Consider the following 26,251-nt stretch of genomic DNA (forward strand, 5'->3'; position numbering starts at 1 on the left):
AAGCTCGGCTGGCCCGTAAACTCGGGCCCAATGTCAGAACAGCTCTCCCTCTTGCCCCGAGACTTGGCCGCCTTGCGCGGCCTGTTTGGTTTGATCAGCGACCCGCTGATGCTGTTGAGCGAATCGCTGGACCTGTTGGAGGCCAACGCCAGCGCTTTGGCGGTGTTGGAGCAGCCGCCCGGCCAAACTTCGGGCAAGGGTCTGCACGGTCTGCAGACCAGCCACGGCGGGCGCCTGGGCGACTGGTTGCGACTGGCCAGCCGGGCCATCAGCGAGGGCCGCAGAGGCCCGCCCGCACCCAGCATCAAGCTCCCCAATGGGCAACGCGCACCGCTCAGCTTGGTGGCCCTGCCGCCGCAAGACGAGACCGACCCGGCGCGCTGGCTGCTGCACGCCCGCGTTGAGGACAAGCCGCGCACCAAGAGCAGCCCTGCCGTCTCGCCGTCCACTCAGGCGCTGCAACAAGCCTGCAGCGATGAAGTGAGCAGCCGAGAACATGCCGAGCTGGCACAGTGGTTCAAGCTCTGCCCCTTGCCCATGGTGCTGTTCGATGCCCAAGGCCTGCTACTGAAAAACAATGCGGCTTTTGCGGCCCTGTGCCTGCGCTTGCCGGCCACGCTGCATGAAGCCGACCCGGCCATCCAGCAATTGCTGGCCTGGCAGAGCGGCCGCTTGGCCGATGAACTGCTCGCCTTGCGAGAGCCCGAAGCCACGCTGCACACCCAGGCGAATTTGCACAGCCCCAATGGCCGCACGCATTGGCTGCAGGGCCGCGTGCAAGCCTTCAACGGGGGCCAAGGCGGCTTGCCGCAACGCTATCTGGCTGTGCTGGAAGATCGATCGGTGGAGCAAGAACGCGACTTGGCTCACCAGCAACTCGATGCCTTGATGGACACCGCCGGCGTCGGCTTGGCCACTTTTGCGCAGGATGCTGGTTGGCTGCGCCCGCGCGCCTCACGCACGCCTGCGGGAGCCCCGGGCGCCGCCCGCAACCCGATGGCGAGCTTGCAAGGCATCAGTCGCGACATTGTGGAGTCGGCTTCCCTGCCCGAGTTTGAGCGCCTGCAAAAAGCGCTCAAAAAAGGCGACCGAATCGAAGTCAGATACGCGGTGCGGCACCCGGAGCTGGGGCGGCGCTGGCTGCTCACCAGGGTTGAGCCGGGTCAGCTCAAATCGGGCCAGCGCACCACTTCGGTGGTCACGCTGGACGTGACGGCGCAGGCGCAGGCCGAAGACCGCAGCGAGCAACTGCTGCACGAGTTGACCACCATCATGGACAGCGCCAGCCTGGGTCTAGCCTATTTGCGCGGCGATCAACTGCTGCGCTGCAACCGCGGCTTCGAGCAAATGCTGGGCCTGAACGACCCGCAAACCGTGGGCACGGCCGTCAGCCAACTGTTTGCGGCCCTGCCCGAATTGGCCACGCAGGTGCAGGCGGCCTTGCCCAATCTGCTTGAACAGCAGACCTTCGAGGCGGAGTTCTTGCAAGTCGGCAGCGAGGAGAAGCAGCCGCGCTGGTTGTCTTTGAGCTTGCGCCGCGTCACGCGCCCCGGCGAGGCCCCTGAGTTGGATGAGGTCAAGGAAAGCATTGCAGTCATCAGCGACATCAGCCGCCTGAAGGCGCAGCAGGCCGAACTGGAAGCCTTGGTGCAAGACCGCGAAATGATGTTCAGCCTCTCAGACGTGGGCATTGCCATTTTGCGAAATGGCCGGGTCACGCGCGCCAACGATGCGCTGGCGCAGCTGACCGGCTACCGCATCCATGAGTTGAGCGGTCTGGATCACCAGGAGCTGTTTGACAGCACCTTGGATTTCGACAACCAGAACGACGCCGTTGAAAGCGCGCTCAACACCTATGGCTTGTGGCGCGGCGAGCGACGCGTGCGCCGTCAAGACGGCACCGGGCTGTGGATGCAGGTCAGCAAGCGGGTGATGCGCCCTGGCGCGCCGGACGAAGGTTTGATCGCCACCTATGTCAATGTCGATGACCGTTGGCGCGCCCAGCAATCGCTGATGTTGCAGACCGAGCGTGAACGCGCGGTGCTGGACTCGGTGCTGGTCGGCATCGTCACGGTGGGGCGCGGCGGCATCGAATGGATGAACCGCTCGGCGCGACGCATGTTCGGCGGCGACCTGAGCGAATTCGCCGGCCAGCCCATGAGCGTCGTCGCTACGCCCGCGTCCGACCACCCCTTCAGGCAAAGCCATTACCTGGACGAGTTGACCGAAGGCCAGACCGAAGCGTTTGAGTGTCGCCTGAAGGCCTGCGACGGGCGCGAGTTCTGGGTCGTCGGCAATGCCGTCGTGACCGGCGCACGCGCCACCGGCCGGCAGCTGACCTATGCCTTGCTCGACATCGACCGGCGCCGCCAAGCCGAGGCGCAGACCCAGCAGGCCCAGGCCAGCTTGAGTCGCATCATCGAGGCCGCGCCGCTGGCCATCAGCTTGCATGACGCCAAAACGCTGCGGGTCGAGCAGATCAACCAGGCGGCCGCCGCACTGGCCGGGCGTAGCGAGGCCGAGTTGATGGGCGCCAGCCCTGAGGATTTATTCGGCCGCGAGCAGGGCGAGCTGATTCGCCGCGATATGTTGGCAGCCTTGCAGGCCAGTGCCGTGACGCAGCACGAATACCGGCTGGGCAGTGGCGAGCAAATGCGCGTCTGGGATGCGCGCTTCTTGCATCTGGCCGGCACCAGCGAAGGCTCCGAATCGGCTGAAATCGGCGCGCCAGAGCAACTCTTGCTGGTGGCCAGCGACGTGACCGAACACCGGGCCGCTGAAGAAGCGCGCTTGCAGGCCGCCATCTCGCAGCGTGAGTTGCTGGTGCGCGAAGTACATCACCGCATCAAGAACAATCTGCAAGGCGTGGCCGGCCTGCTGCAGCAGATTGCCGCGCGCCGCCCCGAGGTGGCCAGCGTCATCAACGAAGCGGTCGGGCAGGTGCATGCGATCGCGCAGGTCTATGGCCTGCAAGTGGGCGGCTCCGGGCCGCTAAGGATTCGCCGCGTGATGGACGCCATCATCGGCTCGGTGCAGCGCATGTCCGGGCGCAGCATTGCCACGCATATCGAAGGCGTGAGCGCAGCCCAAGCCAATCAATGGGCGCTGCCCGAGGCCGAATCGATTCCGGTCGCGCTGACGCTCAACGAGTTGCTGACCAATGCGATCAAACACAGCCAAGACAGCGTGGTGTCCTGCACCTTGATTTGCGGCGTCAACAGCGTGGCGGTCGAAATCATCAATACAGGCCGCCTGCCCACCGACTTCAGTCTGGCACAAGTACCCGGCGGGGTCTCGGGTCTGGGCTTGGTGCGCGCGCTCTTGCCGCGCCGCAGCGCCTTGCTGACCTTGGATCAGCGCGAGGAATTTGTCGTCTGCCGGATGGAGTTGCTGGCGCCCAGCGTCAGCCTTTTGAGCGAGCCCTGAACACCTCAAGAACTCGCCAGCTGGGCTCGCCGACCACCGAAGCCCAGTTTGGGCGACAATGCGGCAAACAAGGTGGGCCAGCAGCCCACCAAGACACAGAAGACGCAGCACAGCGGGGGACCTCCAACGGTGAGCAACAAGGGCAAGATTCTTGTCGTAGACGACGACCGCCTGGTACTGGCGACGCTGACCTATGGTCTGGCGCAAGCCGGCTTCGAGGTCATTGATGCCGACAATGGCGACGACGCCATTTTGCTGGCGCGTGAGCACCGACCCGAACTCGCCTTGCTGGACATTCGCATGGAAGGCCTGAGCGGCTTCGATGTCGCCGCATACTTGCGCGAATACCTGCACATTCCCTTTATGTTCCTGTCCGCTTTTGCTGACGAAGAAACCGTCGCCAAGGTCAAGGAATTGGGTGCGGTGGCCTATCTGGTCAAGCCGCTGGACATTCATCAGATCGTGCCGGCCGTCGAAGCCGCCTTTGCCAACCGCAAGCAGGCAGCAACGGCAAGCCCGCCCGCTGTCGCACCGGTAACGCCGGTGGCACAGGTGACTCAAGCGGTGTTGCAAGAGCTGCTGCCGGTCGCCGTCGGCGTGTTGATGCACCGCTATTCTTTGTCGCGCCAGGACGCGCTGGAGCGGCTGCAAAAGCTGGCCGCCGCCGAGGGTCGTGATACTGAGTTGCAAGCCCGGCTGCTGGTCGAGGCAGTCGAGATGCTGGCTCAGCCCGCCAGCGTGAAGTAGAACTGCGCGCCTTCGCCGACGACGGCCTCAGCCCAGATCTCGCCGCCATGGCGGCGCACGATGCGCCGCACCGAAGCCAGACCCACGCCGGTGCCTTGGAATTCACTGGCACTGTGTAGACGCTGAAAGACACCGAACAAGCGGTCGGCAAATCGCATATCGAAACCCGCGCCGTTGTCGCTGACACGGTAGATCCACTTACCGTCTTCTTGTTGGGCCTCGAAACGGATAATGGGCTGCATGCATTTGCCGCTGTACTTCCAGGCATTGCCCAGCAAGTTCTCCAGCACCATGCGCAACAGGGTAGGGTCGCCCTGCACCAGCATATGCGGCTGGATATGGACATGGACCTTGCGCTCGGGACTGCTGCGGGCCAGCTCTTCGACCACAAAGCCGGCCAGCTGTGACAAATTGACCGGTTGGCGCGCCAAGGGCTGGGCCGACAGCTGCGCCAGCGAGAGCAGCGAATCGATCATGCTGTTCATGCGCGCCGCCGCCCCCATCACCCGGTCCAGATGGTCGTTGCCGATGCGGTCCAACAGGCGGCCGTAGTCTTCCTTCAAGATGCGGGTAAAACCCTCCACCACACGCAGCGGTGCGCGCAAATCATGCGACACGGTAAAGCTGAAAGACTCGTGCTCATGCGCCATTTGCTGCGCCTGGGGTGACATGCCCGACTCGGGCCGCGCCAAGGGGCCGGCTTGCGCCGACTGCGGCCACAGGGCCAGCAGTTTGTAGCTGCCACCCTCGTCCGCAAAGCTGTTTGGCGGGCCTGGGTTTTGTGCAGCTTGCACGGCCATGGCCGCCGCCACTGGCTCGGGCAAACGGCTCAAACAGTCGGCCCAGCTGGCGCCCACCGCGCCTGCCCCAGCGCTCAAAGCCGCCGCCTGGCTGTTCTGAGCCAGCACCTTGCCATCACCCTTAGCGGACGCATCATCAGCCAAGAGCCAGGCCGGCCCGGGCAAGGCCTCCATCCAGCGCCTATCGCTGTCGGCGTGCGAAGCCTGCGGCAGCGCCTCGGCCGTCCCGCAATAGCCGCTGAAGCGGCCTTGCTCGTCCGAACAGGCGATGGCGCGTAAGCGCCAGCGCGCCCCGCTACCGTCGCCACACACAATCTGCAGGTCCAAATGCGCTGCCTGCGTTTCAAGCAGTTCACGCAAGGGTTGGGCACCGCCGTCAAGCAGACCGAAGCGCTCCCACAACGCTTGCGGTGCGGCAGCACCCGCCCAACGCGAACTCAGCACTGCTTGCGGCGCCTGCCAGCGCACCAGACGGTGCTGGGCATCGCTCGCCCACTGACAATGAGGTTGAAGCTGCGCCAACATCTGGGCCTGCATGCGCGCCTCGCGCAGCGCTTCAGAAAGCTGCTGGCGCGTCAAGCGCACGCCGATATGCCAAGCCAAGGCCGCGACGACCAACAAGACCAAGGCTGTGCACAGCCCCGTCAACAACAGCGCCAGCAGCCCCAGACCCTCACCTTGGCGCAATGCCAATACCAAAGCCAATAGGCAAAGCACCCCAGCCGCCAAGCTCAGCCCCAGCAAAAGCGCGACACCCCGGCCGGGCAAGCGGCGGCTACTGATGCGGGCATCGCTGAGACTGTTCATAAGGAACATTGTAGGGATGCAAATTGCCTTTTTTGCGCACGCGGGCCTTGCCAACAACGATCAAGCAAGGACCGAGCCCTCAAGTTAAACGCGGCCGCGCCGATACCGGATTCAGGCCGCAGTTGCCAAGCTTGCGGCGAGCCCAGCCACGCGACTTGCATTGCTGGCCCTGGATCGGTGCGATGAGCGCCCTAACTTATCAGATACAGGCCTTCAGATTCAAGCACAGCGCTTATGCTGGACAGCAATTCATAGTCAAAGCCAAACGAGGACAATGCCGTAGAGATAAACAGTTTTGACGCCAGCACCCGCCCGCCAAAAATGGAAGCCCCATGCCGTCCACACCGAACCCCGATCAACATTCCGCCTCTGCGGCCAATTTTTGCCTCGACGCGCAAGCCTTGGCGCGCCTGCAAGAACTCGACCCCAATGGCGCCAACAAGCTGATGGAGCGCGTGATTACGGCCTATGTGAAATCACTTGAGCGCCTGCTGCCCGAGCTTGAGAGCGCGCGCGGCGACAAGTTAGACCCGAACGTGGTGCGTCATGTTTGCCACACCTTGAAGTCGTCCTCGGCCAGCTTGGGCGCCCTCGATTTGGCCGAGCGCTGCGCCGAGATCGAAACATTGGCGAGGATTGGCCAAACAGATGGATTGGAGCCCTTGCTAGACGGTATGCTCGCGCAAGTGATCCAAGTCAGGCAGGCTCTGCTGAGCCTGCTGCCCAATATTCCATGAACGCCGCCCCGCCCCATCTAGAAGACGAATTACTGGAGCAGCCCAAAGTGCTGCTCGTCGATGACGACGAGGTCAATTTGCTGCTGACCGCCGTCGCCCTGCGCGGACGCGGTTTCGAAATCACCGAAGCACGCAGTGGACGCGAGGCGCTGGCCCTGATGGCCGCCATGTCGCCGGACATGATCGTGCTGGACGCGATGATGCCCGAGCTCGACGGCTTCGAGACCTGCAAGCTGCTGCGCGAAAAACCCGGCCTGGAGTCAACGCCGGTGCTGATGTTGACCGGTCTCGATGATGATGCGTCGATCAGCTTGGCCTACCAGGTTGGCGCGACCGATTTTTTTGTCAAATCAACGCAGTGGAGCTTGCTGGCCGGACGACTGCGCTATTTGCTGCGCTCCTCGCGCACCCGCATTGAGCTGGAGCGCAGCAAGGCGAGGCTGGCGCGCGCCCAAGACCTGGCCCGCATGGGCAGCTTCGAGTGGCACGCGGGCGGCGGCTTCCACCTCGCTGCCGAGGCCTTGCGCGTCTTCAGCCGGGGGCCGCATGAAGGCCTGGATTTCATCGGCGTGATGCGCATGGTGCCGCATGAGGAACGTGCCTTGTTCCTGCGTTTGCTGCGCGATGTGATGGCACACAACTCGGTGCTGGTGACCGACCTCACCGTCACGCTGCTGGACGGCCGCCAACGGGTGGTCCATATCGAAGCCGAGCCCGAGTTCAACGAACTCGGCAATGCCAATGGCTACACCGGCGTGATGCAAGACGTCACCGACCGCCGCCATGCCGAAGACCGCATTCGTCAGCTCGCCCATTTCGATGCGCTGACAGGCCTGCCCAATCGGCGCCAGCTGATCTGGCGGGTGGAGCGAGCGATCGAGCAAGCCCGCAAGGGTGGCCATGAGGTCGGCCTGCTGCTGATCGACCTGGACCGCTTCAAGATCATCAACGACACCTTGGGCCACGCGGCTGGCGACGAGCTGCTGGTCGAAGTGGGCCGGCGTTTGCGCGGCTGCGTCAGGCATTCCGACCAGGTCATGGAGGGCATGCTGGAGACCATTGGCGGGCGCTCCCACCGCACACTGGAAGCGGTGGGCAGACTGGGCGGCGATGAGTTCGTGGCCCTGTTGCCCGAGGTGGCCGGTGAGAGCGACGCCGAGCGTGTCGCAGACCGGGTGCTGGAAGCCTTGCGGGAGCCGATCTTCTTGTCCGGCCAGGAATGCTTTGTGACCGCCAGCATAGGCATCGCGCTATTCCCCAGAGATGGTCAGACCATGGCCGAGTTGCTGCGCAACTCCGACGTTGCCATGTATGCGGTGAAGGCGCAGGGCCGCAATGCCTCGGCCATCTACACGCCGCAGTTGGACGGCAGCGGGCGCAAAAAGCTGGAGCTGGAGAGCGCGCTTCACAAGGCCTTGGAGCGCGGTGAAATCGTGCTGCATTACCAGCCCAAAGTCGATGTGCGCGGCGCACGCATGGTCGGCGCCGAGGCGCTGATGCGCTGGAAGCGCGATGGCAAGCTGATTCCTCCGGGCGATTTCATTCCGCTGGCCGAAGAAACCGGCTTGATCGTGCCGCTGTCCGAATGGGCGCTGAAAGAAGCCGCCCGGCAGGCGAAGGTTTGGCAGCTGAACTTCGGCTTTGCCGACTCGATCGCCGTCAATTTACCCAGCCGCATGTTCGAGCGCTCCGACTTGGTCGAGCATATTCATCAATGCGTCAGCGCTTACGGCGTGCCGCACCGGGCGATCCAGTTGGAGATCACCGAAAACAATTTGATGAAGGACTTGCAAAACGTCATCCCGTCGCTGCACCGGCTGAACGAGGTCGGGGTGGAGATCTCCATTGACGACTTCGGCACCGGCTACTCCTCGCTGGCCTACCTGACCACACTGCCAATTTCCGAGGTCAAGATCGACCGCACCTTTGTGCGCGATCTGGGCATCACGCCGCAAAGCTCGGCCGTCGTCACCGCCATCATTGCGCTGGCCCGCGCCATGGGGCTGCGTGTGATTGCCGAAGGTGTTGAGACCATGCGGCAAATGGATGTCTTGCACCGCCTAGGTTGCAGCCTGATGCAGGGCTTTTTATTCAGCAAACCGCTGCCGCCCGAGGAGGTTGAGCTTTGGCTGGCGCAAACGGTGCTGCCGCGCAAAGCACCCTGGATTGCCCGGGCCAGTGCCGACCCGATTGCAGGCCTGGAGTTCAACCCGTCAGACGCCCAGCGCCCCACCGGCGGCATTCGATAGGAGTAACCGATGGATGAGCGTCGCCCCCCTGCGGCACGGGTGCCAACCGGCGCGCCGGCTGCGCAAATTGCCAAGGCTGCCTTGGTTCGACTGGCGCAAGCACAGCTGGAGCCCACGCCTGAGAATTACGCCCGCGCCTATGCGGTCGAGTCCGGGACCGAAGCGGCCCCTGCCGCCCTGCCCGAGCCCGTCCTGACCTTGGTCGCCAAGCTGCTGGCCTTGGGCGTGAGCAGCAGCCAGACCCGCCTGGATTTGCAGGTATGCATGCGCGAGCTGCGTTGGGCCGATGCGATCCGCCAGGTCGAAAGCCTGCAGCAAAGCGAAGGCCCGGCAGCCCAGGCCGAGGCCTGGGCGCAAGTGATAGAGCGCTTGGTCCGGGGCCTTGAGCGCGGCGGGCGCCAATGGACGATGGCGAAGAAAAAGGACGGCGTGCAGCGGGTGCTCGAAGGCAATCGCAGCGATACACAGCGCCTGCTCAAGCGCATGCGGGCCTTGGTCAATAGCTGGGATTCGGACACCGCCGACGCCAGCGTTGACACCAACGGCGAAGACAGCGGAGGCACGCCCAGCCAGTTCTTCACTGGCGATGACTTTGGGCTCGGCGAACTGGACGCAAGCGATGGACAGGGACTTGCGCAGGATCTGACTTCAACGCACGCCGCTGGTCCCGCCGCCCTGGGCAGCATGACCGAGCAATGGCCTGCGGTCGAAACTTCGCTGCACGGCACCGTGCAACATGCCCTGAAGAGCCCCGAAGGTTATGCAGACGCCTTGATGGCCGAATTAGATTTGGCGCATCGCGCACTGTTGAGCGATGGCGCCACGCCACAAGCCGCCGCGCATATTGAAGCGCTGTGCCTGCGCGCCCGCCACATGCTCGATCACCGCCAACATATGTTTGGCGAGTTGGGCCAACTGTGCCGCGAACTCAGTGCCAGCCTGGTGGACCTCGCCGAGGACGACTCCTGGGCGCGCGGTCAATGCGAGGCCATGAACGACACACTGGAGCAGGGTTTGAGCGGCCGCGGTGTGCGCTCCGTGACCGAAATGCTAGGCGGCACGCGCGAGCGCCAGCGCCAGCTGCGCGATGAACGCAGCCGGGCCCGCGATTCACTGAAGTCTCTGATCCACCAAATGCTCGCCGAATTGGGCGAATTGGGGCAACACACCGACCGTTTCCAGAACAGCATCGGCCGCTACGCCGAGGTGATTGAAAAAGCCGACTCGCTGGAAAGCCTGGCGGGTGTGGTGCGCGAGATGGTGGAAGAAAGCCGCAGCGTGCAGTCGCTGGTGCGTCAGACGCAAGACCGCTTGAGCCTGGAACATGAGCGGGCCAGTAATTTGAGCCAGAAGGTGGTCGAGCTGGAGGGCGAGTTGCGCCGCATGTCGAGCGAGGTGCAGACCGATCAGCTGACGCAAATAGCCAACCGCCGCGGTCTGCTGGCGGCCTTTGCAACCGAGCAGGCCAAGCTGGAGCGCGGCAGCGGCGAAGACAATCCCGAGGCCGCCGAGAGCGCAAAAATCGCGCTCGCTCTGCTGGACATTGACAACTTCAAACGCCTGAACGACACGCTGGGCCATGGCGCCGGTGACATCGCCTTGAAGTCATTGGCCGAACGCGTCTCCAACGAGCTGCGGCCCGGCGACTTGGTTGCCCGCTACGGCGGCGAGGAGTTTGTCTTGATGCTGCCCAACACGCCGCTGGACGAAGCACAGGCGGTATTGCAGCGCCTGCAACGCGCCTTGTCAGCCAGCTTGTTCATGCATGAGGGCAAGGACGTGTTTGTCACCTTCTCCGCCGGGGTCACCCATTACCGTCTGGGTGAAACATTAGAGGCCGCCCTCGACCGGGCCGATCTGGCCTTGTACGAGGCCAAGCACACGGGCAAGAACCGGGCTTGCGTGGCGCCTTGACTGCGGGGCAAGTCTTGCCTTGCCTTGGCTAGCGCTAGAAGTTAAACGCCAGCCGCAGCCCGCCCCAGTGTTTGCCATTGACCTCGATAGGCGCGGAGACCTCTTTGAGCAGCACGAAGCGGCCACCGCCCATATCGCGGCGATAGGTTTGCAGCAGAAATGGCCGCTGATTGCGCGCTGAAGCGAGGCCGGTGCGGTCATTAAAAATTCGCCGGTAGCGGCTGTTGGCGGTGTTCCACACCACATCGCCGGCGCGTTGCGGCTGGCAGTATTTTTTGTTGTGCGTCGCCACATAACCATTGCGGTCCACGGCAATGCAATAGACCACCTTGTCGCTGAGGCTGAGCAGCTTTTCCTGCACCGCCGGAAACTGCCGATCGGCCAAATCAACAAAGCCGGTCACATGCTGGGCAGGATTGGAGCCTGCAAGCGGCCGGTAGTTGTCATCGAACAATTGCGCAGGCTTGATGGCGCCCGTCTTCAAGGCTTGTTCTAACAGCGTCGAGATCTCCAAGGCCGCGCCCTGCGCGGCACGAATATAGGGCGCGTCATCGACCTCGACACCAGAGCCGGCAATCTGCTCGATCAACTGCTCGGACATTTTCAGGAATCGGTCGCTGCACGCAAAAGCCGTATCCAGGCTGATCATCGCCTGCTGAACCTCCTGCTCCAGCTCGGCCGCACGGCCGGACAAGGAATCGATCGTCAGTGCACTTTGGCTGGCCGAATCGGCAATCCGACCCACGTCGGCCTGCACATCCGCGAAGGCTTGATGGATCAGACTCTTTTGGGTTTGATTGGGATCGTTGCGCAGTTCGCGGCTGAAGAGCTCGATGCGGGCATCCAGATTTGCGACCGTGCCCATGATGGACTTGGATGAGTTCTCGACCTGCCCGGCCAAGGCCTTGACCGCATCGGCCACGACGCCAAAACCTTTGCCCGCCTCACCGGCGCGGCCCGCCTCGACCGAGGCATTGAAAGCCACTAAACGGGTTTGCAGCGCGATTTTGGTGATTTCGGACGCGGCGTCCGACACTTGCCGAAGCGTCTGCACAATGCCGCCGACCTCGTTGCCCACCCCTTCCAAGGCGTGGGCCGCTCGGCTGACCGCGCTGCGTGACTGTTCGGTCGAATGACTGATGGCCTGCTGAGCGCCGCGCACCAGGGCCAAATCGCTGGACAAGGCTCCCATCGCCTCGCATTGAGCGACGACCACTTTTTGGGTATCTTCCAAAACACCGCGCACTTCGGCGGCATCTTTGCCGACACTTGAAACCGAACGGGCCACCTTGCGGATCAGCGCCATCAAAGGCTCGGCCTCCAACTTGGCCAAGGCATCCAACGCACCTGATGCCGCAGGCACAGCGGGCTGGGCAGTTTCAGATCGGCGCTTCCACCACATCAATGACATTGATTCTCCCGCTCCAGGCCTTCATCGGCCGCTGACAATACCTTTACCAGTCCCGCAGCTTAACGCGCAAACGAGCGATCGCCTGACTGTGCAACTGACAAACACGCGACTCGGTGACCTTCAGCACGACCGCGATTTCTTTCAAGTTCATATCGTGCTCGTAATACATGCTCATCATGTATTGCTCGCGCTCGGGCAGGTTCTTGATCGCCGCCACCAGCGCTTCGCGCATGCGGTGGTCTTGCAGCTTGAGTAAGGGGTTATTGGCATGGTCGGCCACATGACGGTCGAGGAAGTCCTCATCGCCCTCGTCGCCAGACATGTCCTCCAAATAGACCAGCTGGGTACCGCGCACCTTGCCCAATAGGTCTTGGTACTCTTCCAGCGGCACACCCATCTCGATGGCGATTTCGCTCTCCAGCGGCGCGCGGCCGAGCTTTTGCTCCAGCTTGCGCACAGCGCTTTCAATTTCACGCTGTTGGCGCCGCGAGCCGCGGCTCATCCAGTCGCCGCCGCGCAACTCGTCCAGCATGGCGCCTCGAATGCGCTGCGTCGCGAAGGTCTCGAACTGCACGCCTTGACCGATGTCGAAGCGGCTCAGCGCATCCGTCAAACCGATAAGGCCGACCTGGATCAGGTCGTCAATTTCGATATTGGCGGGCAGCTTGGCAATCATTTGATGCGCCAAGCGGCGTACCAAAGGGCTGTATTGCCGAATCAAGGAGGAATTATCGAGGCGGCCTTTGGCGGTATACATCATCAGCTCCAGCGGCAATCAAACAGTGGCAACAGCGGCACGGTGCATCTGGGCTCGCACGGGCGGGCGCAGAGGACTGGCATTGACCGAGGCTTCCAAGGCGGCGCCGGGGGGGGCGGCCATCAAAAGCTCACGCGCCAAATGGCGGATCTCGGCGGAAATCGGGGCACTCGACGGGCTCTTCGGATCCATACAGGCCCAGTCGCGTAGCACGGCGCCGAGGAAACCATCGGCGCAGCTGCTGATCTGCTGGGCAATGCGATCGGACAAACGCAGTTGCGGCGAGCAAGCGAGCAGCAGGCTGTAGACCATCAGACCTGCGCGGCTGGCCAACCATTTCATGCCAGCGTAGGCATGCGTCACGCTCATGCTGTCGGTATCGGCCAACAAGACCGGCCGCACTTCGCGCAGCGCCACCACGCGCGCCAATTCGGCGGCGCTGGCGTGCAGCAGCACGACATCGGCAAACGGTGCCGCATCGCTGACCACTTCCAGAAACTGGGCGGCCGAGCCATTGGCATTGATATAGCGCATCGGCAGGCCGCGAGCCGCCAAGTAGGACACATCCTTGGACAGACGCTCAACACAGGCACTCAAGTCGACCGAGGCCAGCTCCGATGGGACAGGCGCGCTCTCGCCAGCGTCAACCACCAAGGTATGCAGGCCGAGCTCGGCAAAGGCCGCGCACAGGCCTTCGAGCAGCACGCCACCACCGACCACATGGGGGTTGCTGACGACGGGGATGAAGCGCACCCTTGAACTGGCGAAAAGCCGGCGCAGGCCGTCGGCCTGGTCCTGCGGGGAATGTGTACGGTGAGCGTCGCGCATGATGTTGTCCTGTATCTCTTGTGAAGTGGGGACTAGAAAGCACCCATGGCAGCGGGATGCTTGAGGCCAAGCGCGGGCCCCCCGGCAAAGATCAAATTCACATCGGCGCTGTCCATGCGCCAAGCACCGGCTGCGGCCGCACGCAAGGCGCGTTGCACCAAGGCCTGGCTTGTCAGACGATGCCAGTCTTCCGGCACGCGCTGGCCGTTGGTGACGCCCAGCACCTTGAGCTTGTGGCGGATCAAGGTATCCAGCGCCGGGGCCAGCTTGACGGCCTCGTCGATCTTGGACAGCACAACGCCGTGGCAATCACTGGCGCGCCAGGCGCTGACCACATCCTCGATCGTCTCGCCTTGCTGAGCGGCATTGATGACCAGGATCTTGCGCACGCTGCGGTGTGCCAGCATGTCCAGTAACTCATTAGTTCGGCTGTCGCGCTGAGCCATGCCTGCTGTGTCGATCAGCACCATCTTCTTGCTCGAAAGCAGTTCCAGCAGATCTTCCAGCGAGGCCTTGTCATGCGCGGTATGTACCGGCACGCCGAGGATGCGGCCATAGGCGCGCAGCTGCTCATGGGCACCGACCCGGTACGCGTCCAGCGTAATCAGACCCAGGTGCGCTGCGCCATGACGGGTGGCGAATGCAGCTGCCAACTTGGCGGTCGTGGTGGTCTTGCCCACACCGGTGGAGCCGATCAGCGCGAACACGCCGCCCTGCTCTTCCAGCGCCGGGCTGTGCTCGTCGGTCTGCAGATTGCGCGACAGCACGTTGGCGGCCCAGCTCGTTTCATCGGCAGCCTCGCCGGGGCCGCCCTTGAACTCGGCCGGGCAGCCCTCGACCAGCTTGCGCACCAAGGCGGGCGAAAAGCCAATCTCCAACAGCTTCTGCGTCAAGCGGGCCTGGATGGGCTGACGCTGCAGTTTTTCCATAAAGGCCAGGGCGCCGAAACGCTCTTCGATCATGCCCTTCATCGAACGCAGCTCGTTCATCATGTCTTGTTGATCGCGACGGCCACGGCCGGGCAAGTCGTTCAGCTCGCCTGCATTACCCAAACCAGACAGATCGGCAAATTCACGTTGCTGCGCCGGCACACGGATTTCGTCGCGCAACACCGGCGGCGCACGGCGCTGGGCCGGGGCTGGCGGCGGTGCTACCGGCTCGGCACGGCGGGGTTGCATCGCTTGCAAGGCGTTCTGGGCGCGCTGTTGGCGTGCCGCATTCAAGGAACTGACGCCGGGCGCGTCTTGCGGGCGGTCCATCATCATGGGCGGAGCAAGTGGATCGGGCACGCCGTCCAACTCGGCCTGGCGACGCTTGAGCACCCGCTCGCGCACATAGTCCTGAAAAGACAAGGTGCTCATCGCCAAAGTTTGGACGTCATCGCCGACCGCGGAAGCCGGGTCGGTGTAGCCAAAGCTCGGCTCGCTGCGCTGGCCGGTGCGGGCCGCAAAGCTGCGCGAGGCAGGTGCCTCGCTGGTGGCTGCGGGGCGGGCTTGCAGGCGGCTGGGTGCAGCCACACGCGGGGCGGTGGCCGCCACGCGTTCGATCTGCGACATGCCTTCCGGCGCCATCGCCAACACTTCTACGCCGCCGGCGCAAGGCTTGTTGGACAAGACCACGGCATCATTGCCGAAGGCCTGGCGCACCAGGGCCATGGCCTCACGGGAGGTTTTAGCGGTAAAGCTTTTGACGTTCATGCCGTGCCTCCAATGATGGAACCAATACGGATGGAATGAGTTTCAGGAATTTCGCTGTGACCCAGCACTTTCAGGCGCGGCGCGGCGCGTTTGAGCAACCTGGCCATCGGCGCGCGGATCAGGTCGGGCACCAGCAAGCAAGCGGGCACACCGCGGTCTTCTTGCGCCTGCGCGGTCTCGGCAGCGCTGCGGGCCAGCGTATCTGCCACACCCGGATCCAGCGCAGCGCCATGCGGCGAATTCAGGGCCTGCGTGACCAAGCGCTCCAGTTCGGGCTCCAGCGCGATCACGTCCAGCTCTTTCACCGGACCGTAGATCTGCTGCACGATGGCAGGTGAAATGTGGGTGCGGATGCGGCGGGCCAGTTCGGCTGGGTCGGTCACAGTGGAATTTTCGGCCAGGCTCTCAACGATGGAACGCATGTCACGGATGTGCACGCCCTCTTCCAGCAACAGCTGGAGAATTCTTTGCAAAGTGGCGATGCCGATCATTTTGGGTATCACGTCTTCAATCAGTTGAGGTGCTTGTTTGGTCAAGTGTTCGACCAGCGCCTGGGTCTCTACGCGGCCCAGCAACTTGGCTGCGTGGACCTGCATCAAGTGTGAAAGATGTGTGGCCACCACGGTCGAGCAATCAACCACGGTAAATCCGGCCATTTGCGCCATTTCCTTTTGCTTGTCATCAATCCACACCGCCGGCAGGCCAAAGGCCGGGTCGGTGGTCTGCGTGCCTATCAGTTTTTGCGTCGCCTGGCCCGGGTTGATGGCCAACCACATGCCGGGGAAGGCCTCAGCCTCGCCCACCACGGCACCGCGCAGCGACAGGCGGTACTGGCTGGGCCGCAGCTCCAGGTTGTCTCGGATATGCACGGACGGCGGCAAGAAGCCTACCTCCTGCGCGAACTTGCGCCGCACGCCCTTGATGCGGCTGAGCAGGTCGCCCTCGCGGGTCTTGTCGACCAGGCTGATAAGCCGGTAGCCGACCTCCAGGCCCAGGGTGTCAACCGGGATCAGATCGTCCCAGGTCGCCTCTGTATTGGGCTCGGCCGGCGCCAGGGCCGTGATGGCTTGATTGGTTTTGGCCTCACGCTCCTGCTGCTGATCCTTGACCCGCAGCCACCAAGCCAGATAGCCCAAGGCACCGGCAATGAACAAGAACACCAGGTGCGGCATGCCCGGGATCAGGCCCAAGAGGCCGATCACACCGGAAGTCACCGCCAAGGACTTGGCCGAACCAAAGACCTGACGACCGATCTGGCTGCCGATATCTTTGTCGGTGCCAACGCGGGACACCACCATGGCCGCCGCGACCGAGATCAGCAGCGCAGGCACTTGGGCGACCAAGGCATCACCGACCGCCAGCAAGATGTAGGAATCGGCCGCTTGGCTGGCACTCAGGCCATGCTGAGCCATGCCGATGATGAAGCCGCCGATGATGTTGATGAACAGGATCAACATGCCTGCCACCGCGTCACCGCGCACGAACTTGCTGGCACCGTCCATGGAGCCGAAGAAATCGGCCTCGTCGCCCAACTCGGCGCGGCGGCGCTTGGCTTCTTTCTCGTCGATCAGGCCCGCGTTCAGGTCGGCATCGACCGCCATCTGCTTGCCAGGCATTGCATCCAAAGAGAATCGCGCGCCGACCTCGGCGATGCGCTCCGCGCCCTTGGTCACCACGATGAAGTTGATCACCACCAGGATCGCAAAAACGATCAAGCCGACGGCGAAATTGCCGCCGATCAAGAAATGCCCGAAAGCCTCGATCACCTTGCCTGCGGCTCCGGTGCCGGTATGCCCCTCCAGCAGCACCACGCGGGTGGAGGCGACGTTGAGCGACAGGCGCAGCAAGGTGGTCAAGAGCAAGACGGTCGGGAAGGCCGCAAAGTCCAGCGGCCTGATCATGTGCGCGGCCACCATCATCACCATCACCGCCATCGCGATATTGAAGGTGAACATCAGGTCGAGCATGAAGGGCGGCAATGGCAGCACCATCATGGACAAAACCATGATGACCGCCATCGGCGCTCCCAAGGCGCCCAGTACGCCGGCGCGCGGCCCCAGCAAGGCTTGCAGTTGTGCGATCAAGGCATTCATACGGGCTCATCCTCCAGATCGCTGTCCGTCGGGACCGGTTTGTTGTGCGGATCCAGTTCCGGCGGCACCGGCGGATTGGGAATGGCAGGTTTGGCGCTGCGATTCTTGATGGCGGCCTTCAACTGATACACATAGGCCAGCACCTGCGCCACGGCCGAAAACAATTCGACCGGGATTTCACGGTCGATCTGGGCATGGGCATAGAGGGCCCGCGCCAAGACCGGCGACTGCAAAACAGGCACCTTGCATTCGGTGGCCAGATCACGAATCTTCATCGCCAACAGATCCGCCCCTTTGGCCACAACGCGCGGCGCGGCCATGCTGGCATCGTCATACTTCAGGGCCACCGCATAGTGGGTTGGATTCATCACGATCAGGTCGGCCGTCGGCACGGCGGCGAGCATGCGCCGGCGGCCAATCTCGCGCATCTTGGCGCGGATCTTGGCCTTGATCTCCTGGTTACCCTCGGCCTCTTTCATTTCCTGCTTGGCTTCTTCACGCGTCATGCGCATGCGGCGGTTGTAGAGCTGCTGCTGCAAGGGCACATCGATGGCGGCGAACAAGGCCAGCGCCACCCCGAGCAGCGTCATGCCCCCCATCAACTGCTGTCCGGCATAGACCAAGGCGGCGGGCAGCGGCACGGACATGATGCCGACGAAGGTGGTCATTCGGTCCTTCAAAACCATTGCCCCGATTACGCCCAGAATCAAGGCCAAAGCAACCGCTTTCAGCGCTTGACCGACGCCTTGGCCGGACACCAGCCGGCCCAGGCCGGTGATGGGATTGAGGTTGGAGAACTTGGGCGCCAGCGGTTTCATGGTCCAGTTCCAACCGCCTGAGGCAATATTGCTGGCGATGGCAACCAGCATCAAAAAGCCGCTGATGGGCAGCATCACCATCAGAAAACGCAGGGACAAGTCCCACAAGCGCTCGGCCATGAAGTTGGGCTGAGCCAACATACGCGCGTCAAAACGAAGTGCAAAGCCCAGCATGTTTTGCAAGGCTTCACTGATCGCCGGCCCACCCACCATCAGCACAGCGGCAGCTGCCACCATCATCGCGAAATGAGGCAAATCCTTCGAACGCGGCAGCTGGCCCTCGGCCCGAGATTTTTCAATCTTCTTGGCTGAGGCCGGTAAATTTCTGTCTTGTGCGTCTTGGTCGGCCATGATGGATCAGGTTGAACGAGCAGGTGCAATCTCGTGCAGCCATTGTTGGCGGGCCGGCCGAAAACTTAAAGCGAATAAGCTCGGTAAAAACAGACGTCATCCGGCCTAAGAAATAGCCGGACATAAAAAAACCCGCCTGTAGCGGGTTCTTTGCTTGCTGCTCGGGAATGGACTAGAAACCCAGACTCGCCAGCAAATCATCAACTTCGCCCTGATCGGCCACGATATCGGTGCGGCCTTCGGGATTGACGACGGGGCCTTGCAAGATGTTCGGATCGACCTTTTCGCGCTGCTCGGGCGGCACGATGGAGACCAGCAGCTTGACCAGGCTATCTTCCAGATCGTTGGCCAGCGTCACCACCTTGGCCACCACCTGGCCGGTCAGATCGTGGAAGTCCTGCGCCATCATGATGTCGGTCAAGTGCCCGTCGATGCGCGCCGTGCGAGCCTCGACTTCCTTGACAAAATTGAGCACCGCGCCACTGGCCACTGCCTTGACAGGGTCGGCCACCAAAGCCGCCGCAATCTCGTTGGTGGCATTGGTGATGTAGGCGTGATCGACCTTGGCCTCATCGACCGAGTTCAGCACCTTGTTCGCGGCCGCGGCCGTCTTGGTGGCGATATAGCTCAGGCGGCTGCGCGCATCTGGCAGACCGTCGGTTGCCACCTGCAACTTGGGCATCACACCGAGTTGCTGCATGGTGTCATGCAAAACGCGTGTGATGGTGCCGATTTGCTGGAACACTTCGGGCGAGACCGTCAGCGGATCGGTACCCGCGTCCAATTTACTCAGTGCTTCGATTGACATATTGTGTCTCCCTGAGAATCAGGCCGCAGCGGCCAGTTTTTGCATGATTTTCTGCACTTTTTCTTCCAGGGTCGCCTTGGTGAAAGGCTTGACGATATAGCCTGCAGCACCCGACTGGGCGGCCAAAACGATGTCTTCCTTGCGCGCTTCGGCCGTCACCATCAGCACCGGCAGATGCTTCAAATTAGGATCTTCCTTGATCGCCTTGAGCAATTCAAAACCGGTCATGTTCGGCATATTGATATCGCTGACGACGAAGTCGTACTTGGCCACTTTAAGCATGCTGAGGGCCTCAACACCATCCTCCGCTTCGTCGCAATTGTTGTAGCCGATCTCCTTCAACAAGCCGCGCACAATGCGCCGCATGGTTGAGAAATCGTCAACAACCAAAAATTTCATGTCTGTGCTCATGGCTTTCCTCGCAGGGCTAGAGAGATTTATCGGGGCTTGGTGGCGGAACTTGAGGGACTTATTTCAGGGCTGGCGTCAGCGGGCGCTGGCGCTGGGTCTTCTGGTGGCAAATTCTTTAAAACCGCGTCTTCAGCATCGCGGTTCATCACGATGATACTGATACGCCGATTGATTGGACTCTCGGGCTGTTTAGGGTCCAGCAACTTGCTCGCTGCCAAACCCTGCACCCGCAGCGTACGCGCTTCCGGCAGTCCGCCAAGACTTAATTCACGCCGTGAAGCGTTGGCCCGGTCGGCCGACAGTTCCCAGTTGGAGTAACCCCGATCACCAGCGGAGAAAGGCTGCGCATCGGTGTGCCCCTCCAATGTCAAGCGATTGGGGACCTCGGACAAAACGCTGCCCAACTCGCGCAGCAACTGCTTCATATAGGGTTTGACGACGGCACTGCCGCTGTCAAACATCGGCCGCCCTTCTTCGTCGGCGATCTGGATTCGCAGACCTTCCAACGTCATATCGAGCTTGATTTGGCCGCCCAGCGAACTCAGCTGAGGATTGTTGGCCAGCACTTTTTCAACCTTGTCCTTCAATTCTTCAAGCCGAGCGCGTTCGGCCTTGCGCTGCTCTTCTTTCAGCGCGCGCAGATTAAAGGTACGTTTTTGCGCCTCCACGTCGCCGGATTTGACCTGGCCGGTTTCGCGTGTCAAGTCTTTGCCGCCGCCCTTGACCACCGACGAGGAGTCACCCGAGCCCGAGCCGCCTTGCATCGCCACCTTGAGAGGCGAGCCGAAAAAATCTGCAATCCCCTTTTTGTCGCCCTCGGTGGTGGAGCCGAGCAACCACATCAGCAAGAAGAAGGCCATCATCGCCGTCACGAAGTCGGCATAAGCGATCTTCCAAGCGCCGCCATGGCTGGCGTGGCCACCCTTCTTGACCCGCTTGATGATGATGGGCTGAAGTTTTTTTGCGTCACCGGCCATCTGGAGCCCCCAGGGACTGCGTTTCAAGCAAGAGCAAAGGCATCACTTCTTGCCCTTCACATGAGCCTCAAGCTCGCCGAATGTGGGGCGGTCACCAGAGAAAAGCACCTTGCGGCCGAACTCGATGGCGACTTGTGGGGCGTAGCCCTGCATGCTGGCCAGGAGCGTAGTTTTGATGCACTGCAGCTCTTTGCCAGCGTCTTCAACTTTTTGTTCCAGCAAACCCGCCAAAGGTTCTGCAAAGGCATAGGCCAACAAAATGCCGAGGAAGGTACCGACCAGCGCCGAGCCGATCATGCCTCCCAGCACTGCGGGCGGCTGGCCCACCGAGCCCATGGTGTTGACCACACCAAGCACCGCCGCCACGATACCGAAAGCCGGCAGACCACCGGCGATACGCTGGATCGCCGCGACGGCGGCATGCTCTTCGGCATGATGGGTATCAATCTCGTTGTCCATCAGAGATTCAATCTCATGCGCATTGAGGTTGCCCGACACCATCATGCGCAGGTAGTCGGTGATGAATTCGGTGACATGGTGGTCATTGCCCACGGTCGGATACTTTTGAAACAGCGCCGAGCTGTGCGGATCTTCGACGTCTTTTTCGATCGACATCAGACCTTCTTTGCGCGCTTTTTGCAAGATGTCGTACATCAGCGCCAGCAGTTCCAAATAGCGGGCCTTGCTGAACTTGCTGCCCTTGAAGCAACGCCCCAAGCCGGCCATCGTTGCCTTCACCACCTTCATCTGATTGTTGGCCAGAAAGGCACCGATGGCGGCACCAAAAATGGTGATCATCTCGAACGGCAAAGCGTGCAAGATCACCATGATATTGCCGCCGTGGAATATGTAGACGCCGAAGATGCAAACCATCGCGACGGCCCAACCGATGAAGACAAACATAATGCTTTCTTTTGAGGGTTTCCTGCCCTTATCGGCGGGATCTTTGAGGCCTTGAGTGTGGCAATAGTTTTTGCGGTCGGTCCGCGCATCAAAGCGGTTTTGACGGTGCAATCGAGCCTATTGCCATGGGCAAAGCAAGCTCAAGGACTTTCGGAAGACGGCGACCCGGGCCGATACACCCACAGGCTGTGTCCGCGACCCAAAGCCAGCGTCGCCAATGGAGCTTGCCCGGAGATTTCAAAGTCGAGGCTGACCAGATAGGCCGTGGGCGGCAGTTCACGGCAGGCCTTACTCCAAACCCGGCCCATGGTCTCTGGGCGCTGGAAGACATAAACCAGCGCAAACGGCGCCCAGTCCTGCGCCCACATATCGCCCCGGTGAATCTTGGCCCAGCGGCAGCGCAGCGCCGCCAAGCTCGCCAGCAAGCCACTCCATTCGATGCCCTCGATGCGGGCTTCTGGGTAGGCTCGGTGTAGCTCCCGCAAACCATGGCCCAAGCCACAACCGGCGTCGAGGATGGCTGAATTTGCAGGCAGCGGAGCCAGTTTGCGCAGCGCCGTCAAAGCGCCTTGCGGTGTAGGGAACCAGGGTGCATCGCTCCAGGTACGGCGCGGATAAGCCAGCGCCAGCAGAGCCAGCGGCAAGAGCCAGGTCCACGCAGGCAGGGCCGCAGAACGCAGCACCACCAACATCGAGAGCGGGAAGCCCAGTGCCACGATCAGGCGGCGCCATCTCGCTTGGTGCAGCAGCGCCAGGCCAGCACCTAGGAGCGCGCTGGCGGACATGGCCGGGCCAATCGTCAAGCCGGCCGCCATCAGGCCCGTGAAGCTGGCCCAAGCTGCAGCCCAGCTCAGCAGAGCGGGCAGCGGCCAACGCAGCAGGTGCATAGAGCTCAGCACAGCGCGCGGTCGATTCGCAAGCCGGGCAAGCTCAATGCATCTGGATGGAGCCCTGCGCCCTGCCCTTGCCGGCGCGGGCCGGCGGGTTGCACATGCCGCAGACATAGTGGCGGGCGATTTCATGCGGATGGGTGACGAAGTGGCCGCCGCAGTCCGAGCATTTGGTCATCGTCAACATGCCGTTGTCGATGAACTTGACCAAACGCCATGCGCGGGTGATGGACAGCATCGCTTCCAGTCCCTGCGCCTGTGTCTGCTCTTGGTAGAGCTGATAGGCCTTGATGACGGCGTCAATTTCGTCCAGCTCCGAGACCTTGTTCAGGTACTCGTGCACATTCAAGAACAAGGACGCGTGGATATTGGGCTGCCAAGTCATGAACCAGTCGGTCGAGAACGGCAGTTGACCCTTGGACGGGCTCTTGCCCGAAACTTCCTTGTACAGGCGCAGCAGGCGCTCGTAAGACAGATCGGTCTCCGACTCCAACACTTGCAAACGCGCACCCAGATTGATCAAGGTGACGGCACGGCTGATCTGCAGGGCTTCGGTGAGGATGCTTTTGTTGCGCATGATGGAGCCTCGGTTCTTGGATCTGTTAAGTCTTTGCGGGGCCAGCGCCGGGCCGCTCCCAAGCGGGCCCGCCGGACTGACATGAGGCGGGCACGGCCCGTTTCATGTCAGACCCCTCGGGGGTGCTTGCGCGTACCCGCGCAAGCGGGGTCAACAAGCTAGGCGGCTTCTTGATGGCGGCCGGCCATCAGGATGCTGGCGTGAAGGCGGGAGACGCCGTCGTTGGCGGCCGTCTTGCCGTGGCTGGTCAGCAGACCCCAGACCAAATCGTCATCCATACGGAAGCGGCACAGCAAGGTGTTGCCGGAAGCGATCTTCATCAGCTGGGCGGGGCTCAAGGTGGCGATCAAGGTCGCCGTGTCTTCGGAGACACCCAAGCGGTACAGCGCTTGCTCCCGGTCGGCGCGAATCAGGTTCTGCGCCAACATCAGGTAGGACAGATTGGCTTCACGAATTTCGGCGAGGATTTGGTCTGCGTTCATGTTGAGCTCCGGGGTTTTGACTTCGTGATTCGTAACAACTTGATACGGATTGTGAAGACATGAACTGGGCGGCAACATCAGGCTATCTCCAGCGCTTGAGTCCCTTTTCTTCCCTCACCTCTGTAAGGCAACTTCTTACACGGGACAGCATGTTTTGCCGGTCGCCCCATGAAGATCTTGTCGGTGTAGGACAAAAACTGTCAGCCAACCAGGGTGGCCAACACTTCCATGCGCAAGGCGTCGTTATCCCGCAATGACTGCAAAACCATGGGCATAAAGCGACGGTTGTGTTCGATATTGCGGACCACAACATAGGTCACGCGCACGCACTCATCGATGCCAAAGGGCTGATCGGCGCGAGCCGCGAGGGCCTGCAAATAGAACTTGATCAGGGCGAAGCGCACCGCCAGGGCCATGAAGTCAGCTTCCAGCTCAGCGCTGCCGTTGCGCGGGAACAAGGAGACCACCATGCTGTTGACAAGATAGTTCTTCAGCACATGCGGATGCGCCGCACCAAACTCTTTGAGCCTTTCAGCACCTTGCGAGCTCTGGACTTGCAGGCCGGCCTGGACCTCCGCGATCAAGGCGCGAAACGAAGGGCGCCCGCCGTTGTCAGCCAAGAACTTCTGCGTTGCCCCCATCAGTAGCGATGCCTGCAACTCTTTCGGAATGTTCAGGCTCTCAACATGGGCGGCCGCATGCTCTAAAAAGTTCGGGTTCAGATACTGCTCGAAAGCGTCTGACATACCCTGATCAGCGGCCAGCGCATCCCCACCCTGCGCTTGCACATCGGCGGCCACCTTGGCAACTTGGCGCAGCAAAAGACCGCACACCACCAAGGCTTGAGCCGCAGTCAGGTCGGGATGCTTGATGACCATGATCAAGGCCTCACGCAGCAGTCGGGCGTGCCGGCGCACGAGATCGGGCTCGGCCTCCGCAACCGGGCCAACGCGGCGGTTGAATGGCACCAAACTGAGGTTGGCAAAAGGCAGGGTGAAGCTGTCCAACTCGACCGCATCAGCCGAGGCCAAAGCCAAGCGCGCCGCCTCTGGGCAACTCAAACTGGCCGCCACCCCAGCCTGCACACCCTCCAAGGTGTAGATGCGAGGATATTCGCTACAGGTATTGGACAAGGCCTGCGCGCCCAAGCCTGAATGGATTTGGCAAAGCCTTGCCTCATCCAAGAACGGACAAGCCTCCTCGGTCTTCAGGGCAATCGAGGCATAGCTGCCGCTCACCGACACCGGACCGGAATTCTTTTGCACATGCTGGCGCAGCAAACTTGCCAAAGGCTCGATCTTGATCGCCTGGTACTTTTGGTAGGTCGGCTTGTCGATGCTGACCTGCCAGCCCGTGCAGCAGTTCTCCACACAGGCTGAACCCACGCATTGAAACTGTTGTAAATAGCGTGGCGCTTGTGCGACCGGACTGAATTTACCCATCTTCATCAACCCCAAGTCCAAGAATTGCCTGCGAGCGTAACGCCTTAACGCGGCGGCGCGCGAACTCAGCCAGCAAATGCACGCCGCAAATCTGCGGCTTCCTGAGCACGCCCGGTGCCATCCAGCACCAAGGCCAGGTTGTGGGCCGCCAAATAACTGCCCCTTCCCGCCACCGCACCGCTCAGATCGGGCCGCTCGCCCAACTCCAAACAGCGCCGCCAAGCATCTTCAATCATGGGCAGCAGATGCGGCGCTTGATCAGGCGCATCGGCGGCAAAGTCCAGCAGCAAATCACCGAGCGCAAAGAAGAAGTCCGGCGACGCGGCACAAACCCCTAACTGCGTCTGCGCGAACTGGACGGCCTGCTCATGCCGCTTGAGCTGTTTAAGCGCGAAGAGCCTGCGCGTCACCAAGTCAAACCACCAGCCTTGTTCCGGGTGCGGCAGAGCAGCCGCTTTCTCGAAACACTGCTCGGCGCGCTCATGCTCGTCATAAACCGCACAGTCCTTGCCGAGCTGATACCAAAGATAGGCTTGTTCGGGATGAGCTTGCAATTCTTGCTGCAAAAGCCCTTGGTTGCGGCCGCGTTTGGCCTGCAGGCGTTCCGGCAAATAGCCGTCATGCCCCACGACAATGCTCAAAGGCTTGACCGGCAGCGCATGTTGCGGCTGCTCATGGATGCGGCCGGTGTAACGCACCGCACCCGGCAACACCCGTGAGAGCCTGGAGTGCGCATGGCGCAACTCGCCATCGAAAAAATGATCCTGCAAAGCGATCGTGCCGACAAAGTCGGGCCGCGTTTGACGCAGGGCGAGCAGAGCCTCGCCGCCACTGATCAGCCATTCGTCGGCATCGAGCAGCAGATGCCAATCGGCCGCGGCCGCGTTCAGCGCCGCATTGCGGGCTGCCGCAAAGTCATCGCACCAGGAAAAACTTTCAACGCGTGCACCACAGGCCGCAGCCAAGCTCGGCGTCGCATCGACCGAGCCGGTATCCAGCACCAGCATCTCGTCGACCCAAGGCCGCAGCGAGTTCAGCAGCCGCTCGATGCGTGCGGCCTCGTCGCGCGCAATCACCACCAAGCAAGTTCGCATCGCCACCGCTGCACCGGCCATCTCAGCCTCGC

21 protein-coding genes are annotated in these 26,251 nt (G+C 62.0%); 5 read left to right on the forward strand and 16 right to left on the reverse strand.

Annotated features, from left to right (window positions below):
* Positions 1-51 precede the first annotated feature (51 nt).
* Together LNV08_RS09575 and LNV08_RS09580 are read left to right on the forward strand one after the other, a co-directional pair.
* Complete coding sequence (locus LNV08_RS09575; protein WP_263533462.1) at positions 52-3,426, forward strand: PAS domain S-box protein; 3,375 nt, start codon at positions 52-54, stop codon at positions 3,424-3,426.
* A 129-nt stretch (positions 3,427-3,555) separates the two neighbouring features.
* Complete coding sequence (locus tag LNV08_RS09580; protein WP_263533463.1) at positions 3,556-4,173, forward strand: response regulator; 618 nt, start codon at positions 3,556-3,558, stop codon at positions 4,171-4,173.
* Here LNV08_RS09580 and LNV08_RS09585 read toward each other — a convergent pair.
* Complete coding sequence (locus tag LNV08_RS09585) at positions 4,152-5,780, reverse strand: sensor histidine kinase (RefSeq protein WP_263533464.1); 1,629 nt, start codon at positions 5,778-5,780, stop codon at positions 4,152-4,154. The genes LNV08_RS09580 and LNV08_RS09585 overlap by 22 nt on opposite strands.
* Before the next feature lie 332 nt (positions 5,781-6,112).
* Between LNV08_RS09585 and LNV08_RS09590 the strand changes: the two genes are divergently transcribed.
* Genes LNV08_RS09590 through LNV08_RS09600 form a run of 3 tightly spaced genes read left to right on the forward strand, consistent with a single transcriptional unit; the run spans position 6,113 to position 10,680 of the window.
* Positions 6,113-6,517: an Hpt domain-containing protein gene (locus tag LNV08_RS09590; protein WP_263533465.1), complete on the forward strand. Its 405-nt coding sequence runs from the start codon at positions 6,113-6,115 to the stop codon at positions 6,515-6,517.
* On the forward strand, positions 6,514-8,766 hold the full coding sequence (locus tag LNV08_RS09595; RefSeq protein ID WP_263533466.1) for a putative bifunctional diguanylate cyclase/phosphodiesterase: 2,253 nt from the start codon (positions 6,514-6,516) through the stop codon (positions 8,764-8,766). The genes LNV08_RS09590 and LNV08_RS09595 overlap by 4 nt, the downstream gene beginning before the upstream one ends.
* Before the next feature lie 9 nt (positions 8,767-8,775).
* Positions 8,776-10,680 (forward strand): GGDEF domain-containing protein, encoded by a 1,905-nt coding sequence (locus tag LNV08_RS09600; RefSeq protein WP_263533467.1) that lies wholly within the window; start codon positions 8,776-8,778, stop codon positions 10,678-10,680.
* Positions 10,681-10,714: 34 nt separating this feature from the next.
* Here the strand turns inward: LNV08_RS09600 and LNV08_RS09605 are convergent, their stop codons facing one another.
* From LNV08_RS09605 to LNV08_RS09675, 15 genes are all read right to left on the reverse strand, one after another.
* Complete coding sequence (locus LNV08_RS09605; protein ID WP_263533468.1) at positions 10,715-12,091, reverse strand: methyl-accepting chemotaxis protein; 1,377 nt, start codon at positions 12,089-12,091, stop codon at positions 10,715-10,717.
* Between the two features lie 43 nt (positions 12,092-12,134).
* Complete coding sequence (locus tag LNV08_RS09610; RefSeq protein ID WP_263533469.1) at positions 12,135-12,848, reverse strand: RNA polymerase sigma factor FliA; 714 nt, start codon at positions 12,846-12,848, stop codon at positions 12,135-12,137.
* Between the two features lie 18 nt (positions 12,849-12,866).
* Positions 12,867-13,676: a MinD/ParA family protein gene (locus tag LNV08_RS09615; RefSeq protein ID WP_263533470.1), complete on the reverse strand. Its 810-nt coding sequence runs from the start codon at positions 13,674-13,676 to the stop codon at positions 12,867-12,869.
* Between the two features lie 32 nt (positions 13,677-13,708).
* On the reverse strand, positions 13,709-15,373 hold the full coding sequence (gene flhF / locus LNV08_RS09620; protein WP_263533471.1) for a flagellar biosynthesis protein FlhF: 1,665 nt from the start codon (positions 15,371-15,373) through the stop codon (positions 13,709-13,711).
* The gene (flhA, locus tag LNV08_RS09625; RefSeq protein WP_263533472.1) at positions 15,370-17,466 is read right to left on the reverse strand and encodes a flagellar biosynthesis protein FlhA; all 2,097 of its coding nucleotides are present in this window, start codon (positions 17,464-17,466) and stop codon (positions 15,370-15,372) included. Before flhA ends, flhF begins: the two co-directional genes overlap by 4 nt.
* Positions 17,463-18,635, reverse strand: coding sequence for a flagellar biosynthesis protein FlhB (gene flhB, locus LNV08_RS09630; protein WP_263533473.1), 1,173 nt, complete (start codon positions 18,633-18,635; stop codon positions 17,463-17,465). The genes flhA and flhB overlap by 4 nt, the downstream gene beginning before the upstream one ends.
* 172 nt (positions 18,636-18,807) lie before the next feature.
* Positions 18,808-19,443 (reverse strand): protein phosphatase CheZ, encoded by a 636-nt coding sequence (locus tag LNV08_RS09635; RefSeq protein ID WP_263533474.1) that lies wholly within the window; start codon positions 19,441-19,443, stop codon positions 18,808-18,810.
* Between the two features lie 18 nt (positions 19,444-19,461).
* Entirely contained in the window at positions 19,462-19,854 is a 393-nt protein-coding gene (gene cheY / locus LNV08_RS09640) for a chemotaxis response regulator CheY (RefSeq protein ID WP_263533475.1), read from the reverse strand.
* Positions 19,855-19,880: 26 nt separating this feature from the next.
* On the reverse strand, positions 19,881-20,831 hold the full coding sequence (gene motB / locus LNV08_RS09645) for a flagellar motor protein MotB (protein ID WP_263533476.1): 951 nt from the start codon (positions 20,829-20,831) through the stop codon (positions 19,881-19,883).
* Positions 20,832-20,873: 42 nt separating this feature from the next.
* The gene (gene motA / locus LNV08_RS09650) at positions 20,874-21,734 is read right to left on the reverse strand and encodes a flagellar motor stator protein MotA (RefSeq protein ID WP_263533477.1); all 861 of its coding nucleotides are present in this window, start codon (positions 21,732-21,734) and stop codon (positions 20,874-20,876) included.
* A gap of 140 nt (positions 21,735-21,874) precedes the next feature.
* Complete coding sequence (locus LNV08_RS09655; RefSeq protein WP_263533478.1) at positions 21,875-22,621, reverse strand: class I SAM-dependent methyltransferase; 747 nt, start codon at positions 22,619-22,621, stop codon at positions 21,875-21,877.
* Positions 22,622-22,664: 43 nt separating this feature from the next.
* Positions 22,665-23,201: a flagellar transcriptional regulator FlhC gene (gene flhC, locus LNV08_RS09660; RefSeq protein ID WP_263533479.1), complete on the reverse strand. Its 537-nt coding sequence runs from the start codon at positions 23,199-23,201 to the stop codon at positions 22,665-22,667.
* A 158-nt stretch (positions 23,202-23,359) separates the two neighbouring features.
* Positions 23,360-23,683, reverse strand: a complete 324-nt coding sequence (flhD, locus tag LNV08_RS09665) for a flagellar transcriptional regulator FlhD (RefSeq protein WP_263533480.1) — start codon at positions 23,681-23,683, stop codon at positions 23,360-23,362.
* 200 nt (positions 23,684-23,883) lie between these two features.
* On the reverse strand, positions 23,884-25,131 hold the full coding sequence (gene fliB / locus LNV08_RS09670; protein ID WP_263533481.1) for a flagellin lysine-N-methylase: 1,248 nt from the start codon (positions 25,129-25,131) through the stop codon (positions 23,884-23,886).
* A 59-nt stretch (positions 25,132-25,190) separates the two neighbouring features.
* The gene (locus LNV08_RS09675) at positions 25,191-26,240 is read right to left on the reverse strand and encodes a glycosyltransferase (RefSeq protein ID WP_263533482.1); all 1,050 of its coding nucleotides are present in this window, start codon (positions 26,238-26,240) and stop codon (positions 25,191-25,193) included.
* Positions 26,241-26,251 lie beyond the last annotated feature (11 nt).

It is taken from the genome of Paucibacter sp. TC2R-5, from assembly GCF_025717605.1.
Classification (GTDB): domain Bacteria; phylum Pseudomonadota; class Gammaproteobacteria; order Burkholderiales; family Burkholderiaceae_C; genus Paucibacter_A; species Paucibacter_A albus.

Bases quoted from the DNA above. Each gene is read 5' to 3' on its own strand.
- LNV08_RS09585 (WP_263533464.1), bottom strand. From the start codon at position 5,780: ATGAACAGTCTCAGCGATGCCCGCATCAGTAGCCGCCGCTTGCCCGGC.
- LNV08_RS09590 (WP_263533465.1), top strand. From the start codon at position 6,113: ATGCCGTCCACACCGAACCCCGATCAACATTCCGCCTCTGCGGCCAAT.
- LNV08_RS09595 (WP_263533466.1), top strand. From the start codon at position 6,514: ATGAACGCCGCCCCGCCCCATCTAGAAGACGAATTACTGGAGCAGCCC.
- LNV08_RS09600 (WP_263533467.1), top strand. From the start codon at position 8,776: ATGGATGAGCGTCGCCCCCCTGCGGCACGGGTGCCAACCGGCGCGCCG.
- LNV08_RS09605 (WP_263533468.1), bottom strand. From the start codon at position 12,091: ATGTCATTGATGTGGTGGAAGCGCCGATCTGAAACTGCCCAGCCCGCT.
- LNV08_RS09610 (WP_263533469.1), bottom strand. From the start codon at position 12,848: ATGTATACCGCCAAAGGCCGCCTCGATAATTCCTCCTTGATTCGGCAA.
- LNV08_RS09615 (WP_263533470.1), bottom strand. From the start codon at position 13,676: ATGCGCGACGCTCACCGTACACATTCCCCGCAGGACCAGGCCGACGGC.
- flhF (WP_263533471.1), bottom strand. From the start codon at position 15,373: ATGAACGTCAAAAGCTTTACCGCTAAAACCTCCCGTGAGGCCATGGCC.
- flhA (WP_263533472.1), bottom strand. From the start codon at position 17,466: ATGAATGCCTTGATCGCACAACTGCAAGCCTTGCTGGGGCCGCGCGCC.
- flhB (WP_263533473.1), bottom strand. From the start codon at position 18,635: ATGGCCGACCAAGACGCACAAGACAGAAATTTACCGGCCTCAGCCAAG.
- LNV08_RS09635 (WP_263533474.1), bottom strand. From the start codon at position 19,443: ATGTCAATCGAAGCACTGAGTAAATTGGACGCGGGTACCGATCCGCTG.
- cheY (WP_263533475.1), bottom strand. From the start codon at position 19,854: ATGAGCACAGACATGAAATTTTTGGTTGTTGACGATTTCTCAACCATG.
- motB (WP_263533476.1), bottom strand. From the start codon at position 20,831: ATGGCCGGTGACGCAAAAAAACTTCAGCCCATCATCATCAAGCGGGTC.
- motA (WP_263533477.1), bottom strand. From the start codon at position 21,734: ATGTTTGTCTTCATCGGTTGGGCCGTCGCGATGGTTTGCATCTTCGGC.
- LNV08_RS09655 (WP_263533478.1), bottom strand. From the start codon at position 22,621: ATGCACCTGCTGCGTTGGCCGCTGCCCGCTCTGCTGAGCTGGGCTGCA.
- flhC (WP_263533479.1), bottom strand. From the start codon at position 23,201: ATGCGCAACAAAAGCATCCTCACCGAAGCCCTGCAGATCAGCCGTGCC.
- flhD (WP_263533480.1), bottom strand. From the start codon at position 23,683: ATGAACGCAGACCAAATCCTCGCCGAAATTCGTGAAGCCAATCTGTCC.
- fliB (WP_263533481.1), bottom strand. From the start codon at position 25,131: ATGAAGATGGGTAAATTCAGTCCGGTCGCACAAGCGCCACGCTATTTA.
- LNV08_RS09675 (WP_263533482.1), bottom strand. From the start codon at position 26,240: ATGGCCGGTGCAGCGGTGGCGATGCGAACTTGCTTGGTGGTGATTGCG.